This window comes from Burkholderia sp. Bp9090, assembly GCF_003857985.1.
Taxonomy (GTDB): domain Bacteria; phylum Pseudomonadota; class Gammaproteobacteria; order Burkholderiales; family Burkholderiaceae; genus Burkholderia.
In genome coordinates this window covers 44,609-59,959 of sequence record NZ_QTPV01000007.1, presented here as the reverse complement: position 1 = coordinate 59,959, position 15,351 = coordinate 44,609, and the positions used below count along the sequence as shown (strand labels likewise).

Below are 15,351 nucleotides of genomic sequence, written 5' to 3'. Positions count from 1 at the left end.
CGATGTGAACCGGCAACGATGCGTCCGGCCGGAAGGCAACTCCGCCCGTGACATTCTGGGAGCTTCTCGCAGGCCAGCGTCGGCCCGAAGCAACACCACCGGGCCCGCGCTCGCGATACCGGATGACCAGCCGTTCCACCTGGCGCACGCTCAGGCCCAGCCGTTCGGCTGCCTGGCCGGGCTTGAGCCGGCACTCGGCCACCGCCTCAATGACCTTCAGCCGATCCACTTCACGCATCGTCATCGTTATCGTCCCAGTCGCGTTCATCGCCGGCGTTCCCTGTGGGGTGTCGGCGATCAACCTACAAGCCAAAACACGACATTTCTAAGTAGCCAGAACACGACATTTCTAAAAAGCTACTACAACCAAAACTATCGATAATTGAGATTATGTCAAATATGAAATTCACCCGAAAACGCCCCTGAAATCCCCGCCGCACACCACCGGCCTCCTTCCTCACCAGTCACGCGCAGCCACCTTTCTTGCAGCGTGAACCCCGCCTCAGCAAAAACCTGCGGCACGCAATGCCCCCGACGGCCGCCCGCCAGACGCCGTCTCCAACCACCGCAAACCGCCCGCAACAGGACGATCAGGACAACCACATCCCCTGCATCTTGTGCGAGAAATGCGCGCGCTCGGCCGTCTCCATCAGCGACAGGAATTCATCCTGCATCATGTGGATCAGCGCTTCGTGGTCGCCGGCCTCGAAATACACTTCCGGCTGCTGCGCGAGATGTTCCTCGAGGAACGTCTTCATCCCGTACGCCATGCACACCGGCGGCAACGCGCCCAGGTCGCAATCCTTGAAGAGTTCGCGCAGTTCGATTTCCCTGGCGAGCACGAGATGGCGGCCGGTCTTGACCCAGAGGTCCGACAGCCGCACCGCGTGCGACGTCGGCAGCACGGCGGCGACGTAGCCTTCGTCGTCCTCGAGCAGCACGGTTTTCGCGAGGCGATCGCCGGGGATATGCGCGGCGGCGGCCGTCTCCATGCTGGTATGGCTATACGGGTGGTACACGACTTCGTACCGCGATGACTTCTGGCGCAGGCAATCCTGCAGGGTGGCTGATACAGGCATGGCACACCTCTCTGGACGAATCGGACGAACGAAGTTCGCTCCGGGTTTGTTCAGCATAGGTCGCATTGCGGCCAATGGAAACGCCCTCGCACGACGCCCGCACCGACGCTCGCCCCGGCTTCGGCCCCCTTTTTCCGGCGCGCGCAATCCGGGCCCGGAATCCGCATGGAACATGTCTGCCTGCCCCCCGCCTTTCCTGAAGACACAACGAGACGCAACGGGCGGTAACGGTTCCCGTACGAGGACCCCACCACATGTGATGGCGGATCTGCGCCAGACCGTTAGTTGCATTTTAAGGAAGAACGTCGAGACCTGAAAACCGTCGTCATCGCACGCCGGGGATCGGCCGGCCACGCACCAATGAGGCCACCGCAAACCGCGCCGACAAAGACAGAACCTCGCCCTATACTGAGCCAACACCCGCCATCCCGCGGCGGCCGATTCCGGGAGCGACCATGCATTACCAGCTGATCTACGAACTCGTCGACGATTACCTGTCCCGGCGCGAACAGTACCGCGCCGAGCACCTCGCACTCGCGCGGGCGGCAACCGAACGCGGCGAACTCGTGCTCGCAGGCGCATTGCAGGATCCGGCCGACCAGGCCGTGCTCGTGTTCGAAGGCGATTCGCCGGAAGCCGCCGAATCGTTCGCGCGCGCCGATCCCTACGTGCAGAACGGCCTCGTCAAGTCCTGGCGCGTGCGTCCGTGGCGCGTCGTGGTCGGCAAGCACGCCCCGCGCTGACGGTGCACGGGGCCACGGCTACAGCCACCCCGCCCGCTTGAAGCGCCACCACAACGCGAGATCGGCTACGACCATCACGCCGATGCAGCCGTAGAAGCCGTACTTGAGGTGCAGTTCGGGCATGTTCGCGAAGTTCATCCCGTAGATGCCGGCAATCATCGTCGGTATCGCGAACAGCGCGGCGAACGAGCCGAGCCGCTTGGTCACCTCGTTCTCCGCAAGCGAGATCATCCCGAGATTGACCTGGATCGCGGTCACGACCATCTCGCGCCGCCCTTCGATCGTCTTCACGATCCGCTGCAGGTGGTCGTACACGTCGCGGAAGTAATGCTCCATCCCGCTGCAGACCTGCGGAATGCGTCCGCCGGTGAGCTTCGCGAGCGGCTCGATCAGCGGCGCCGTGTGCTGGTGCAGCATCACGAGCCGGCGTTTCAGCGAATAGAGATCCTCGATGATCGCGCGCGACGACGCGGGCGTGGCCTTGGTGAAGATGCGGTCCTCGAGTTCCTCGAGCTCGTTGCCGAGCGTCTCGAGGATCGGGAAATAGCGGTCGACGACCTGGTCCATCAACGCATAGAACACGAACGCCGACCCTTCCTGCAGCAGATGCGGCTCGCGCTCGCAGCGCTTGCGCACCGCGCGGAAGTCCTGTTCGGTATGGTTGCGGATCGACAGCACGTAGTTCGGGCCGACGAACACGTTCAGCTCGCCGACATTGAATTCGCCGTCGTGGTCGAGCTCGACCGTGTGCAGCACCGCGAACAGCGAATCGCCGTACTCCTCGATCTTCGGCCGCTGATGCCCCTTGCGGGCATCCTCGAGCGCGAGCTCGTGCAGCCCGAATTCCTCGCCCATCAGGTCGATCTCGTCCGGCGTCGGATCCTTCAGCGCGACCCATACGAAACACTCGGGTTTCGACACGTATTCGCTGATGGCGTCGATATCGATATCGGCCAGCTTGCGGCCGTCCTGGTATGCAGCACAGTTGATCAGCATGATGTCCGTCATGTTGCCGTTATCGCACCAGTTTACCGGGTTGCCGCGCGGGCGGCCCGGCTTGCGCGGCACGCCGATATTGGTCATGATCGGATTGCGTGCGCCGCGGCTCGCGCACGGCATCGCTTCGACAAGTGCACGGCACGGCCGTGCCGCCCAACCTTCAAGGAGACAGACCCATGTGGTATTTCTCGTGGATACTCGGCATCGGCGTGGCGCTCGGCTTCGGCATCATCAACGCGATGTGGCTTGAAGCGGAAGTGTTCTCGCGCGACGGCAAGCGCACCGCCGCACCGCGCACGGATTCGGGGAGCCGGTATTCGTGACGCACCTGGTGTTCTTCTGCGGTCATGCCGGCACCGGCAAGACCACGCTCGCGAAGCGGCTGATCGGGCCGCTGATGCGCGCGACCGGCGAAGCCTTCTGCCTGCTCGACAAGGACACGCTCTACGGCCGCTACAGCTCGGCCGCGATGGGCGCCCTCACCTCCGATCCGAATGACCGCGACAGCCCGCTCTACCTGAAGCATCTGCGCGATCCCGAATACCAGGGCCTGCTCGACACGGCCCGCGAGAACCTCGCGCTCGGCATCGGCGCGCTCGTGGTCGGCCCGCTGTCGCGCGAAGTGCGTGACCGGCGCATCCTCGACCGCACGTGGCTCGGCATCGGGCCGGACGTCGCGCTGACGGTCGTGTGGGTCCACACCTCGGAAGACGTCGCGCACCAGCGGATCGTCGCGCGCGGCAATCCGAACGACGCGTACAAGCTCGCGCACTGGGACGAATACCGGCAACGCCGCTTCGTGCCGACCGGCCACGAATGCGACGGCATCGTGATGTTCGACAACACCGCACCGTCCGACGCGGACATCGATGCGCTGCTGTACCGCATCGTGCCGCCCCCGCCGGCGGCAACGATCGTCCCGCCGCTGCCCGCCTGAGCGGCGCGCACCGCCCTGCTCCTCGTCGCTTCACCATGTCGCGTGAAGGCATCGCGACGCAACGTGTCGATTCGGCCGACGCCAATGCGATCCGCGAAGCCGCGAAGGGCTTCGACGCGCTCGTCAAAAAAAACGCCGGAAGCGCTGTTGCGCTCCCGGCGTCGCACGGCCCTCGTGCCTGGGACCGATCGTCAGGCGACTTCGTGCACGCGCTCCATCGTGCCGCCTTCGTACAGCTTGCCGAAGCGGTTCGCGAGGAACGCCTTCAGCGACACCTTTTCCTGCGGGATGAAACCGCTTTGCGGCAGCTTCTTTTCGCGGAACAGATCCAGCACCGCGCACATCGCGCCGGCCGTCGTGATCTGGATAGCGCTCATGTGCATCCCGCACACGTCCTTCGCGAAGATCTTGCGGGTGAACACGTCCTGCACGAGCTGGCCGTCCTTCACGCCCGTCACCGTGACGAACACGAGCACGACGTCCTGCTTCGTCGACGGCACCGCGCGGCGCATGATCGACTTCAGCGTGTCGCGGTCGCTCGACAGTCGCAGGTCTTCGAGCAGGAACTGCACGAGTTCGCGGTGGCCCGGATAGCGCACCGACTTGTAGTCGAGCGTCTCGACCTTGCCCGACAGCGTCTCGCACAGCGTGCCCAGGCCGCCCGACGTGTTGAACGCTTCGTATTCGGTGCCGTCGAGCGAGAAATGTTCGAGGCCTTCGAGCGGCTGCACCCACTGCTTGCGGCCGTCGCGGATCGCTTCGCACGGCTGGCAGTATTCGTTGATCAGGCCGTCGACGCTCCACGTCAGGTTGTACTTCAGCGCGTTGGTCGGATACTCGGGCAGCGCGCCGACGCGCATCTTCACGTCGCGCACTTCGCTGAAGCCGTTCACGAGCTCGTGCGCGGCGATGCCGATGAAGCCCGGTGCGAGGCCGCACTGCGGCATGAACGCGCGGTCCGAACCGTCGGCCAGTTCGCGGATCGCGTGGGTCGCGCGCACGTCTTCGGTCAGGTCGAAGTAATGGACGCCTGCCGCCTTGGCCGCCGCGGCGACGTTGACCGCCAGGTAGTACGGCAGCGCGTTGACGAGCGCATCGAAGCCCTTCACGGCTTCACGGATCGCATTGGCGTCGGCCGAATCGACACGTTGCGTCGCGATGCCTTCACGCGACAGCTTGGCGAGCGCATCGGCGTCACGGTCGAACGCGACGACTTCGTAGTCGCCCGTTTCACGCAGCATGTGAGCAATGGTGTGGCCGATCAGACCTGCGCCGACGATGGCGATTTTCATGCGCTTATCTCCTGATGATGGGTTTGGTGTTGGTGTACGGCGTCGAGCCATGAACACAGTTTAGGGACGTGCAAAATCAGTTCCAAGACGAAGAATGATGCGAAACGACCGATACTTTCGACGAAATGACTACACATTTCGTCACAACGACCAAATCATCTAAAAAACGCGTATACGGCGTGCGTCAGACGGGCCGCGATCGACGCGTGTGGACGCGTGTGGCCGGACAGGAAGGAACACGCAAGGCGGGACATGGCAGGCAAATGAATCGTTGCGCGCGCCCGCGCACACATTCGACACAACGACGCTCGCGTGCGGACGCACGAGGCAACGCCCCGCCCGCGGCGTGCGCGGGCGGCGGGCATCAAGGCATCAAGGGGAAGGGAAAGGAGGAAAAGCCTGCGCGACGTATCGAATCGCGCCGCGGCGTCACATGCAACACCGCATGCGACGCGTCATCCGCCGATCGTGCCGCGATCGATCTTGCGCGACAGAATGATCGACGTCGTCGTACGCTCGACGCCTTCGAGCGTGCCGATCTGGTCGAGCAGGTCGTTGAGCCGTTCCGGCGAATCGGCACGCAACCACGCGACATAGTCGTATTCGCCACTCACCGCGCACAACAGCTGCACCTCGGGCATCCGGTCGAGCTTGCGCAGCACGTCCTTGCCGAACTTCGGCGTGAGAATGATGCCGACGTATGCGTAAATGCTCGCGTCGAGCACGTCCTGACCGAGCCGCACGCTGTAACCGGCGATCACGTTGGTACGCTCGAGCCGCGCGATGCGCGCGACGACCGTCGTGCGGGCAACGTCGAGCTGTCGCGCGAGATCGGCGACGCTTGCGCGCGCATCCGCTTGCAGCAGCGCGACGAGTTGCCGGTCGAGGTCGTCGAGTTGGTCGAGGCGAGGAGGACGCATGAGGCTGGGCCGGCGTGCAACGCGCCGGCGAAATGGAACGTGACGCGATGATAGCGCCGAACGCCGGTGCGCCCAAACGGGATCTCACGCGTTCGCATCGCCCCGCCTCGTTCGCGCGCGGCGCCCGACTCGCCGATCGAACACCATCGATCGCCGGCCTTCGCCAGGTCCCTTTCAATTTCGATTCGTATCGGATGTAAGCAAGTGTCGCTTTCGCTGCTGCACTGCACTCAACGTGCTACTAATAAGGTGCGACGCGAGATGCGCGCTCGCGGCACTGGCCGCCGCGCCCGCTCGCACGACACCACCCCGGAGAGCCAACCATGAAGAAGATCTCGCTCACCCTCGCTACGCTCGCCGTTGCAGCCAGCGCATTCGCGCAAACCCCGCCGCAACCGCAGACGCCCGCTCCGGCAGCGGCAACGGCGTCGTCGGCCCCGAGCGCCGAGCAGCGTGCGGCGCGCCACGAAGCGCGCATCGAGCAGCGCATCAAGTACCTGCACGACCAGTTGAAGATCACGTCGGCGCAGGAACCGCAATGGAAGACGTTCGCCGACACGATGCGCGAGAACGGCGACACGATGGGCCGCCTCTATCGCGCCCGGATGGAAAGCCACGACGTGTCCGCGGTCGACGACATGAAGCAGTACGCGGAACTCGCGCAGGCGAACGCGGACGGCGCGAAAAAGCTCGCCGACGCATTCGCGCCGCTCTACGAGCGCTTCCCGGCCGACCAGAAGGCGCTCGCCGACACGACGTTCCGCAGCTGGCTGCACCACGGCGGCGAACACCGCGGCAAGGGCAAGGCCGCGAGCAAGGAAGGCAAGGCAGCCGCCGCGCCGGCCGCCAGCGCGCCCGCGCAACCCTGACGTCCGCCCCGTCGGCGCCGCACTGCCCGTGCGGGCCGAACGGCGTCGCGCATCCCGCGGGAATCCGGCGCGTCACACGGCGCGCCGGATTCGGGATAAGCTCCCGGCTTTTCCCGCACTTCCCCCCTGCCATGCTCGAACTCAAGCACCTCGATCTGCGTACCGACCCGCAGGCCCGTCGCGTCGTGAAGGATGAAACCGTCACGGTCGCATTCGCGGATGCCGACGGCGAACTGATGAGCCTCGAAGGCCCGAACCGCTATGTCGCGGGCGACGCGCTGATCACCGGCTCGACCGGCGACCGTTGGGTCGTGTCGCGCGCGCGCTTCGACGCGAAGTACCTGCCCGCCGATCCGGCGCTCGCGCACGGCGCGCCGGGCGCCTACCGGAACCGGCCGGCCGTCGTGCTCGCCCGTCGCATGGACGAGCCGTTCACGATCGCCCGCTCGGAAAACGGCGACACGCTGCGCGGCGTGGCCGGCGACTGGGTCATGCAATATGCACCCGGCGACTATGGCGTCGTGCAGGCGCAGCGCTTCGCGCAGGTTTATCGCGACGCGTAAGCGCGCGTCGCGTGACACGCGCCGCGCCGGCATCGTGCCGGCGCGCGCCGGCGTCGCCGCTCACGCAAAGTCTTCGTCGAGTTCGAGTTCCGCGGTGCGCTCGACGGCTTCACCCGCCGCGTGCCGCTCCTCGAGCGAGCCCAGCATCGCTTCCGTGTATGCATGCAGCACCGCGTGGCTGCGGGCGCGCTGCATCGGCCTGAGCGCCAGATAGCGCGCCAGCGCGGCCGGCACGATACGGATATCGAGCGTCATCCGTTTCGGCGTCGAACCAAAACGCATCGCAAGCCACTGCACGGACAGGAAGCGCCCGCGTTCGTCGCTGCTTTCGGCAAAACGCGTCTGCTCCGGAAAGAGATCGCAGATCACGCGCGCGAGCGCGTCGAATTCGGCGCTTGCGCATTCGATCAGATAGTCGTCCATTCCGCCTCTCCCGTCAGGCCGCCGCACGCGGCGACCGGCACGTCTTCACCAGCACGGCGACCAGGATCGCGGCCAGCACGAAATACACGGCCTCGAGCGATCCGGCCGGCAGCACGCGCACCTGGTACAGCAACGCCGGTGCGGCCGCCAGCGCATGCAGCACGATCGCGAGCGGCAGTACGCCCGCGCGGCCGGCACGCACGCCGCGCCAGACCAGCACCGACAGCGCGAACTGCACCGCGAACGCCGCGCAGCGCTCGATCAGCAACAGCAGGATCGACTGTGCCGACAGCGTCGCCAGCATCACGTGCAGCCGCACGACGGTATCGCCCGGCAGGTCCGCGAGCTGCGTCTCGAGCTGCCCGCGGCTCGCGAGCCACGCGAGATACGACCACTGGCCCCAGACGAGCACGCCGACGAACCAGGCTTCGGCGCCGGCATGGCCGATCCCGTAGCCGATGCCGCGCCCGTCGCCGGCCGACGCGCCGTAGCGGCGGTTCAGGAACCGGATCCCGAGATAACGGCCGACTTCCTCGAACACGGCGGTCGCGAGCGCGCTGTACGCGACGAATGCGAGCGGCTGCGTGAGCCAGCCGCCGGCGGGCGTCTGACTCAGCACGAGGCCATGGAATGCGCGTTCGACGATCATCGCGAACAGCGTGAAGACGGCGACGCCGACGATCGTGTCGCGGCGGTCAAGCGCAAGCGGCTTGCGCAGGGTACGGAAGAGAGCGAACGGCAGTAGCGCGATGATCAGCGTGGCGGCGATCAGCACCGCCAGCGTGACGGGAGCGACAGTCATGAATTTCCTTGTTCGGGGCAGCGCACCTGACGCGCCGCGTGCCCCGCATGATACTCAGCTTGCGGTCGACGCGCGCGCAATCAGCTCGCCCGGCAGCATCGCGACGCGCACGTCGCCGACCGCGCCGTCGATGCGCTCGTGCACGAATTCGACGGCCTTGTAGCCGATCTCGTAGGTCGGCTGACGGATCGTCGTGATGCCGATCAGCTCGGCCCACTCCGGATCGTCGATCGACAGCAGCGCGGCCTTTTCCTGCCATGCGGCGCCGAAGCGGGCGCGCAGGTGGCGCGCGATCGCGAGCGCGACCGGCGCGTTCGCGGCGAACAGCGCCGCCCGCACGCCGCGCTGCGTGGCCGCGTCGACGCGCGCGTCGAGGTCGGCGAGCGCCACGGCGGCCGCGGCCGGCTCGTTCAGGTCGAGCACGACCGTCGGCGGCACCGGCAGCCCGCGCGCCTCGAGCGCCGCGCGGAACGCCGCCTCGCGCAGGCGCCGCGAGCTGACGCGCTCGAACGGCTGCACGACGAAATGAATCGCATCGAAGCCGCGCGCGATCAGGTGCGCGAGCGCCGTCTCGATCGCATCGGTGTTGTCGAGCCCGATCAGGTCCGCCTCGAAGCCCTCGACCGTGCGGTCGACGAGCACGGCCGGGATGCCGCCGCCGCGCAGCGGGCGCAGCACGTCTTCCTCGGCGCCGAGCGCATTGACGATCAGCCCTTCGACCCGGTAGGTCGTGAGCAGCTGCAGGAAGCGCCGCTCCATCTCGACTTCATTCGCCGCGTGGCAGATGAGCGGCATGTAGCCGAGCGCGTGGCACGCGGCCTCGACGCCCAGCAGCACTTCGACGGTATAGGGATTGGTCAGGTCGGCCGCGAGCATGCCGAGCAGCCGGTTGCGGCCGCGCTTCAGCCCGCGCGCCATCTGGTTCGGCCGGTAGTTCAGGCGCGCGATCGCCGTCTCGATCCGCTGGCGCAGATCGGCGGACAGCACGTGCGTCTCGCCGTTCAGATAGCGCGAAACGCTGGTCTTGCCCGTGCCGGCTTCGCGTGCGACGTCGCTGATCGTCGCCGGACGCTGCGTGGAAGGTTGCGAATCGCTCAAGTCGTGCCTCGCGACGTACGATCCGCGCCGCTTCGTGTGCGGACGGACCTTTGTTGTTGGATACGAACGCCCCCCGGCGCACGCCGCCGCTCCCCTGCTTCGCGGTCGATCGAAGCCGGCGCCTTCGCGCCCGCTCCGCTCGCCTGACACGCACGGCGATCGGCCGCACCGGGCTGGCACGGATGCCCGTCGCCGGACGCCGCCGGCCGCGTGGCCGGGTCGTCGATGCGCGACGAGCGGGCGATCATAACGCAGCCTGCCCTCCCGCACCAAGACCATCGACTCTAACTGCGGCGGCGGCCCGCCGGCCGGCCGCCGCCGCTCAGACGCGCGCGAGCGCGTCCGGATTGACGAGATTCGTGCGCAGCGTGCCGGCCAGCGCGCCGACCAGGTTTTCCGCGGCGCAGCGCGCCATCGCATGGCGCGTCTCGTGCGTCGCCGAGCCGATATGCGGCAGCGCGACGACGTTGCTCATCCGCAGCAGCGGCGAGTCCGCCGCCAGCGGCTCCTTCTCGAACACGTCGAGCCCCGCGCCGCGGATCGTGCCGGCCCGCAGCGCGTCGATCAGCGCGGCCTCGTCGACCACCGGCCCGCGCGACGCGTTGATCAGGATCGCGCCGCGCTTCATCTTCGCGAATTCGGCCGCGCCGATCAGGTGATGCGTTTGCGGCGACAGCGGAACCTGCAGGCACACGAAGTCCGACTGCGCGAGCAGCTCGTCGAGCGTCACGCGGCGTGCGCCGTACTGCGTCTCGGCTTCGGCGTGCGCGGCACGGTTCGTGTACAGCACCTGCATCCGGAAGCCGAGCGCCGCGCGGCGCGCGACCGCGCCGCCGATCCGCCCGAGCCCGACGATGCCGAGCGTCTTGCCCTGCACGTCGGTGCCGTACAGATCGGGGCCGATGCTGCGCTGCCAGTGGCCGGCCTTCACCCACTCCGCCAGTTCGACCACCCGCCGCGCGGACGCGAGGATCAACGAGAACACGGTATCGGCGGTCGATTCGGTCAGCACGTCGGGCGTATGCGCGAGCACGATCCCGCGCCGCGTGAGATCCGCGACGTCGAAGTTGTCGTAGCCGACCGAGATCGTCGACCAGGCCTTCAGCCGCGGCGCGCGATCGAGCATCTGCGGCGTGACCTTCAGGCTCGCGCCGATCGCGCCGTCCGCGTCGCCGAGGGCGTCGGCGAGCGCGTCGGCGCCGTCGGCCTGCACGAGCTCCGCATGCTCGCGCAGGTACGCGAGCACGTCATCGGGCAGCGGCTTGTACGCGACGATACGAGGCTTCATCGTTTTCATTTTCCTTGCAGCGGCGTCGCGAGCGGGTGCGCATCGCGCGCCTGGGGTTTGACGGACAGCGTGAGGATCACCGCGGCGACGAGCGCGACGCTCATGAACGCATACGATGCGACGGGCGACCCGGTCGCCCCGTTCAGGTAGCCGACGAAATACGAGCCGACGAACGAGCCGAGCGCGCCCATGCTGTTGATCAGCGCCATCGCCCCACCGGCGACGTTCCTCGGCAGCAGTTCCGGCACGATCGCGAAGAACGGGCCGTACGGCGCGTACATCGCGGCGCCCGCGACGACCAGCAGCGCATACGAGATCCAGAAGTGCGACGAGCCGAGCGCATACGACGCGGCGAACGCGGCCGCGCCGACCAGCAGGAACGGCCACACGAAGCCGCGGCGCGAGCCGACCTTGTCGGACGCCCACGACGCGACCAGCATCGCGATCGTCGCCGCGAGGTACGGCAGCGCCGACAGCCAGCCGGTCGCGACCATCCCGAGCTCGGAGCCGTTCTTGACGATCGACGGCAGCCACAGCACGAAGCCGTACACGCCGATGCTCCAGCAGAAATACTGCGCGCACAGCTTGATCACGGCCGGCGAGCGGAACGCCTCGCCGTAGTTGCGCACGGGCTTGATCGCCGCCTGTTCGGCCGCGAGCGCGGCGTCGAGGTCGCGCTTTTCCTGCGCGGTGAGCCACGGCGAATCGGCCGGCTTGTCCTGCACGAGGAACCACCAGCATACGGCCCAGATGATGGCCGGCACGCCTTCGGCGATGAACATGTGGCGCCAGCCGAATTCGTGCACGAGATAGCCCGACACGATCGACATCCACAGCACCGTGACCGGGTTGCCGAGGATCAGGAACGTGTTCGCACGCGAGCGCTCGTTCTTCGTGAACCAGTTGCTGATGTAGATCAGCATCGCCGGCATCACCGCCGCCTCGACCACGCCGAGCACGAAGCGAATCGCCATCAGCGACGGGATGTTGGTGACCACCCCCGTGAGCGCCGCGCACGCGCCCCACAGCACGAGGCTGGCGAACACGAGCTTCTTGACGCTGCGGCGCTCCGCATAGATCGCGCCGGGAATCTGGAAGAAGAAGTAGCCGAGGAAGAACAGCGCGCCGATCAGCGACGACAGGCCCTTGCTGATCCCGAGGTCCTGGTTGATGCCGGCGGCTGCAGCGAACCCGTAGTTCGCGCGGTCGAGGTAAGCAAGGCTGTAGGTGATGAACACGATCGGCATGATCGTCCACCAGCGTCGTGCTGCGAGATTGGCTGCCATCAGAGTGTCTCCTTGGGTGATCGGAGTGGGCGGGTCAAACGCCCGGCTCCGCTCCCGTCCTTTCGGGAATCGACCGGCGTCGGCGCGATGGCGCCTGCTCCGGCCTCATGCAAAACCGTGCACGAAGCACGAATTGGGTCCGCGGATTGTGCCGTGTCCGGCCTCTCATTGCGCGGTGACGGTTTCCTCTAGGCGATCGGCGCGATTGCTGACGTTTTCGAGCCGATCGAGCGCCGCGCGGGTCGGCAAGCCTTCCGAATCGCCGATCACCTGGATCGCGAGCGCCCCGATGCGATTGCCGCGCGCGACCGCCTGCTCGACGGAGCGGCCTTCCAGCAGCGCGCTGACCACGCCGACCGCGAAGCCGTCGCCGGCGCCGACCGTGTCGACCACGTTCGCGACACGCTCGCCCGCCACCGTGCCCTCGCGGCCGTCGGCCGTGCGGAAGTACGCGCCGTCGGCGCCCAGCTTGATCACCACGCCGCGCGCGCCCTGTGCCAGGTAGAAGCCCGCGATGTCGGCCGGCGTGTCGTGCCCGGTGAGCTGCTGCCCTTCGGCCAAGCCCGGCAGCACCCAGTCGGCGAGCGACGCGAGCGCGTTCAGCGTCTTCGCCATCACGTCGGCGGACGGCCACAGCGTCGGGCGCAGGTTCGGATCGAACGAGATCGTCTTGCCGGCCGCACGCATCTCGCGCGCCAGCCGGAACGCAAGCTCGCACGACGTCGCGGAGATCGCGGGTGCGACGCCCGTCAAATGCAGGTGCCGTGCGCCGAGCACGTAGTCGGCCACGTAGTCGTCGCACGACAGGTGGCTCGCGGCCGAGCCCTTGCGGAAATATTCGACGGTCGGGTCGCTGCCGTCGTCGTTGCGCGACTTCAGCTGGAAGCCGGTCGGATAGCGCGGATCGACGGTCACGCACGACGCGTCGATGCCTTCGCGCGCGAGCGTGTCGAGCACGTAGCCGCCGAACGAATCGCGGCCTACCCGGCTCATCCAGCCGACCCGGAAGCCGAGCCGCGACAGGCCGATCGCGACGTTCAGGTCCGCGCCCGCGATCCGTTTCGTGAATTGCGCGGCGTGCGCGAGGTGGCCGGGCTCGGCGGCGACGAACATCGCCATCGCTTCGCCGTAGGTCACGACATCGAGTGCTGCCTTCATGAGTGCATTCCTCCGTATCCTTCGAGCGTCACGCGGCGGTGAGCCACGCGACGCGCCGGCCGGCATCGCCCGCCAGGTCGGCCGCATCGAACGGGAATTCGATGCCGCGCGGCGCCGCTTGCGGCAGGGCCGCGAGCACGCCCGTGACGAGCGGGTCGCCCGGCGCCGGCGCCACCGCGAAACGGCGCGCGCCCTCGCCAGCGACTGCCTTGCAATGAATGTATTCCACATGCGGCGCGAGTGCGTACGCGCACGCGAGCGGCGCTTCGCCCGGCCACTGCCAGTTGCCGATGTCGAACGTCATGCCGAGCGCATCGGGCGCGCCCGCCTCGGCCAGCGCCGCGAACAGCCCGCTGAATTGCGCGAGCGCGCCGCCCACCGGTAGCTGGCCGTTCTCGACCACCACGCGGGCACGCGCGCCGCGCGACAGCGCGACGATCTCGGCTGCGTGCGCGTTGCCGGCGAAGCCGCCGAGCTGGAACTTGACGAAGCGCGCGCCGAGCGCGTCGGCTTCGACGAGCGTGTCGCGCAGCGCTTCGGCGTCGAGCGCGCCGGTTTCCGTGTACAGCGTGGCCGGCGTCGAATAGACCGACCACAGCCCGTGCGCGGCGAGCGCCGTGCCGAGCTCGGCCAGCGCGCCGGGCGTCGCGTCGTCGTCCGATGCGAACAGTTCGCGCCGCACCTCGAAGCCGGTCGCACCGGATGCCGCCGCGGTCGCGATGAATGCACGGTGGCCCTCCTGACGCACGCGGTCCATCCCGAATGCGCTCGCCACGATCACGATGTCTGCCATGTCTGCCCTTTTTTCTCCGGAATGGAACCGGTTCCATTTGCTTGAGACGGATGGTGCGCTTCGCCCCGGGCGCACGCCATAGAGGAAATCCCTAAGGATGGCCGCCGCACGAACGTGCGCGGGCGCAGGGGCATCCGGCGCTCCAGGACCGGCTTCGGGTGTCTACCCGGCGTCGTGCGCGAGGCTCATTTCCAGGAACTGGGCGGCCACGCGCGACGGCGCCGCGCCGTGCGGCACCAGGATCGAGAAATGACGCGTGAGCGGCGCGGGGGCGAGCGAGCGCGGCACGAGCGCCGCACCCTCGTGGCGCAGCGACATCGCGGACACGAAGCCGACGCCCATCCCCGCGCGCACGGCCTCCTTCACGGCCTCGACACCGGCGATCTCGAACGCGACACGCATCGGCGCGCCGCCGTGCGCGAACGCGCGTTCCACGAGTTGCCGCACGCCGGAGCCCTCCTCGCGCAGCACGAGCGGATGCACGGCGAGTGCCTCGAGCGTGACGCCGGCTGCGTACTCGGGCGCGGCGAGCGCATGCCCGGCCGGCACGACCGCGACGATCTCGTCCTCGTGCCATGCGTGCACGGCGGTGCCGGGCGGCAGCGCCTCGCCGGGCGGCCCTTCGATCATCGCAATGTCGAGCGATGCCAACGCGGCGACCACGTCGGACGTGTTGCCGCTCATCGTGTGGATCGCCACCCGCGGCACGCGCGGCTGGAACGCCGCGATCAGGTAAGGCAGCAGGTAGCTGGCCGGCGTCGTGCTCGCGCCGATCCGCAGCGTGCCGGCGTCGAGCCCGCGCACCGCGTCGCGAAACGCGCGCGCCTGCGCGAACGTGTCGCGCTGGGCCTTCGCGTACTGCGCGAGCTGCTCGCCGACCGGCGTCAGGCGGATGCCGCGGCCGTCACGCTGGTACAGCGGCTCGCCGAACTCGTCCTGCAGCAGGCGCAGCTGGCCCGATACCGCCGGCTGCGACAGATGCAGCGCCACGGCAGCGCGGCTGATGTTCAGATGTTCGGCGACGGCCGCGAACGTTATCAGTTGATCCGGGGTCATGGGGATGAATTATCGGCTTCCCGGATAGTTTACGTCACAAATCAC

General features: G+C 67.7%; 17 protein-coding genes and 1 pseudogene. 5 read left to right on the top strand and 13 right to left on the bottom strand.

What is annotated here, in order from left to right:
• Nucleotides 1-44: 44 nt before the first annotated feature.
• Both DIE16_RS09360 and DIE16_RS09355 read right to left on the bottom strand, forming a co-directional pair.
• A pseudogene (locus DIE16_RS09360) lies at nt 45-268 on the bottom strand (helix-turn-helix domain-containing protein); the annotation flags it as partial.
• Between the two features lie 322 nt (nt 269-590).
• Complete coding sequence (locus tag DIE16_RS09355) at nt 591-1,079, bottom strand: aminoacyl-tRNA deacylase (protein ID WP_044848239.1); 489 nt, start codon at nt 1,077-1,079, stop codon at nt 591-593.
• A 455-nt stretch (nt 1,080-1,534) separates the two neighbouring features.
• Between DIE16_RS09355 and DIE16_RS09350 the strand changes: the two genes are divergently transcribed.
• Complete coding sequence (locus DIE16_RS09350; protein ID WP_124485447.1) at nt 1,535-1,822, top strand: YciI-like protein; 288 nt, start codon at nt 1,535-1,537, stop codon at nt 1,820-1,822.
• Nucleotides 1,823-1,840: 18 nt separating this feature from the next.
• On the opposite strand, the gene corA is transcribed toward DIE16_RS09350, so the two are convergent.
• Complete coding sequence (corA, locus tag DIE16_RS09345) at nt 1,841-2,818, bottom strand: magnesium/cobalt transporter CorA (protein ID WP_044848267.1); 978 nt, start codon at nt 2,816-2,818, stop codon at nt 1,841-1,843.
• A gap of 179 nt (nt 2,819-2,997) precedes the next feature.
• On the opposite strand from corA, the gene cydX reads away from it, so the two are divergent.
• On the top strand, nt 2,998-3,144 hold the full coding sequence (gene cydX, locus DIE16_RS09340) for a cytochrome bd-I oxidase subunit CydX (protein WP_044848241.1): 147 nt from the start codon (nt 2,998-3,000) through the stop codon (nt 3,142-3,144).
• Nucleotides 3,141-3,758, top strand: coding sequence for an ATP-binding protein (locus DIE16_RS09335; RefSeq protein ID WP_044848242.1), 618 nt, complete (start codon nt 3,141-3,143; stop codon nt 3,756-3,758). The genes cydX and DIE16_RS09335 overlap by 4 nt, the downstream gene beginning before the upstream one ends.
• 191 nt (nt 3,759-3,949) lie before the next feature.
• Here the strand turns inward: DIE16_RS09335 and DIE16_RS09330 are convergent, their stop codons facing one another.
• Together DIE16_RS09330 and DIE16_RS09325 are read right to left on the bottom strand one after the other, a co-directional pair.
• A complete protein-coding gene (locus DIE16_RS09330) occupies nt 3,950-5,050 on the bottom strand; it encodes a saccharopine dehydrogenase family protein (protein ID WP_040144221.1) in 1,101 nt (366 codons plus the stop codon).
• A 455-nt stretch (nt 5,051-5,505) separates the two neighbouring features.
• Nucleotides 5,506-5,970, bottom strand: a complete 465-nt coding sequence (locus DIE16_RS09325) for an Lrp/AsnC family transcriptional regulator (RefSeq protein WP_006481526.1) — start codon at nt 5,968-5,970, stop codon at nt 5,506-5,508.
• Between the two features lie 323 nt (nt 5,971-6,293).
• Here DIE16_RS09325 and DIE16_RS09320 point away from each other — a divergent pair, with 323 nt between their 5' ends.
• Complete coding sequence (locus tag DIE16_RS09320; protein ID WP_124485446.1) at nt 6,294-6,839, top strand: Spy/CpxP family protein refolding chaperone; 546 nt, start codon at nt 6,294-6,296, stop codon at nt 6,837-6,839.
• A 131-nt stretch (nt 6,840-6,970) separates the two neighbouring features.
• On the top strand, nt 6,971-7,402 hold the full coding sequence (locus DIE16_RS09315) for a PGDYG domain-containing protein (RefSeq protein WP_124521715.1): 432 nt from the start codon (nt 6,971-6,973) through the stop codon (nt 7,400-7,402).
• Between the two features lie 60 nt (nt 7,403-7,462).
• Here the strand turns inward: DIE16_RS09315 and DIE16_RS09310 are convergent, their stop codons facing one another.
• The 8 genes from DIE16_RS09310 to DIE16_RS09275 all read right to left on the bottom strand — a co-directional run bounded on the left by DIE16_RS09310 (nt 7,463) and on the right by DIE16_RS09275 (nt 15,306).
• Nucleotides 7,463-7,825, bottom strand: a complete 363-nt coding sequence (locus tag DIE16_RS09310; RefSeq protein WP_044848245.1) for a DUF3022 domain-containing protein — start codon at nt 7,823-7,825, stop codon at nt 7,463-7,465.
• A 13-nt stretch (nt 7,826-7,838) separates the two neighbouring features.
• Nucleotides 7,839-8,627 (bottom strand): YhfC family intramembrane metalloprotease, encoded by a 789-nt coding sequence (locus tag DIE16_RS09305; RefSeq protein ID WP_124892163.1) that lies wholly within the window; start codon nt 8,625-8,627, stop codon nt 7,839-7,841.
• Nucleotides 8,628-8,681: 54 nt separating this feature from the next.
• Nucleotides 8,682-9,725, bottom strand: coding sequence for a LacI family DNA-binding transcriptional regulator (locus tag DIE16_RS09300; protein ID WP_124485442.1), 1,044 nt, complete (start codon nt 9,723-9,725; stop codon nt 8,682-8,684).
• Between the two features lie 322 nt (nt 9,726-10,047).
• Nucleotides 10,048-11,013 carry an NAD(P)-dependent oxidoreductase gene (locus tag DIE16_RS09295; RefSeq protein WP_044848268.1) on the bottom strand — a complete coding sequence of 322 codons (966 nt, stop codon included), beginning with the start codon at nt 11,011-11,013 and terminating at the stop codon, nt 10,048-10,050.
• Nucleotides 11,014-11,018: 5 nt separating this feature from the next.
• Nucleotides 11,019-12,299: an MFS transporter gene (locus DIE16_RS09290; protein ID WP_044848248.1), complete on the bottom strand. Its 1,281-nt coding sequence runs from the start codon at nt 12,297-12,299 to the stop codon at nt 11,019-11,021.
• Nucleotides 12,300-12,464: 165 nt separating this feature from the next.
• Entirely contained in the window at nt 12,465-13,457 is a 993-nt protein-coding gene (locus DIE16_RS09285) for a sugar kinase (protein ID WP_044848249.1), read from the bottom strand.
• Between the two features lie 28 nt (nt 13,458-13,485).
• Nucleotides 13,486-14,250, bottom strand: coding sequence for a sugar phosphate isomerase/epimerase (locus tag DIE16_RS09280; protein WP_124892162.1), 765 nt, complete (start codon nt 14,248-14,250; stop codon nt 13,486-13,488).
• A gap of 162 nt (nt 14,251-14,412) precedes the next feature.
• On the bottom strand, nt 14,413-15,306 hold the full coding sequence (locus tag DIE16_RS09275) for a LysR family transcriptional regulator (RefSeq protein WP_124892161.1): 894 nt from the start codon (nt 15,304-15,306) through the stop codon (nt 14,413-14,415).
• Nucleotides 15,307-15,351 lie beyond the last annotated feature (45 nt).

Coding starts and splice junctions, on each gene's coding strand:
- DIE16_RS09310 (WP_044848245.1), bottom strand. CDS start 7,825: ATGGACGACTATCTGATCGAATGCGCAAGCGCCGAATTCGACGCGCTC.
- DIE16_RS09320 (WP_124485446.1), top strand. CDS start 6,294: ATGAAGAAGATCTCGCTCACCCTCGCTACGCTCGCCGTTGCAGCCAGC.
- DIE16_RS09275 (WP_124892161.1), bottom strand. CDS start 15,306: ATGACCCCGGATCAACTGATAACGTTCGCGGCCGTCGCCGAACATCTG.
- DIE16_RS09290 (WP_044848248.1), bottom strand. CDS start 12,299: ATGGCAGCCAATCTCGCAGCACGACGCTGGTGGACGATCATGCCGATC.
- DIE16_RS09350 (WP_124485447.1), top strand. CDS start 1,535: ATGCATTACCAGCTGATCTACGAACTCGTCGACGATTACCTGTCCCGG.
- DIE16_RS09355 (WP_044848239.1), bottom strand. CDS start 1,079: ATGCCTGTATCAGCCACCCTGCAGGATTGCCTGCGCCAGAAGTCATCG.
- DIE16_RS09315 (WP_124521715.1), top strand. CDS start 6,971: ATGCTCGAACTCAAGCACCTCGATCTGCGTACCGACCCGCAGGCCCGT.
- DIE16_RS09295 (WP_044848268.1), bottom strand. CDS start 11,013: ATGAAGCCTCGTATCGTCGCGTACAAGCCGCTGCCCGATGACGTGCTC.
- DIE16_RS09285 (WP_044848249.1), bottom strand. CDS start 13,457: ATGAAGGCAGCACTCGATGTCGTGACCTACGGCGAAGCGATGGCGATG.
- DIE16_RS09325 (WP_006481526.1), bottom strand. CDS start 5,970: ATGCGTCCTCCTCGCCTCGACCAACTCGACGACCTCGACCGGCAACTC.
- corA (WP_044848267.1), bottom strand. CDS start 2,818: ATGCTGATCAACTGTGCTGCATACCAGGACGGCCGCAAGCTGGCCGAT.
- DIE16_RS09330 (WP_040144221.1), bottom strand. CDS start 5,050: ATGAAAATCGCCATCGTCGGCGCAGGTCTGATCGGCCACACCATTGCT.
- cydX (WP_044848241.1), top strand. CDS start 2,998: ATGTGGTATTTCTCGTGGATACTCGGCATCGGCGTGGCGCTCGGCTTC.
- DIE16_RS09305 (WP_124892163.1), bottom strand. CDS start 8,627: ATGACTGTCGCTCCCGTCACGCTGGCGGTGCTGATCGCCGCCACGCTG.
- DIE16_RS09280 (WP_124892162.1), bottom strand. CDS start 14,250: ATGGCAGACATCGTGATCGTGGCGAGCGCATTCGGGATGGACCGCGTG.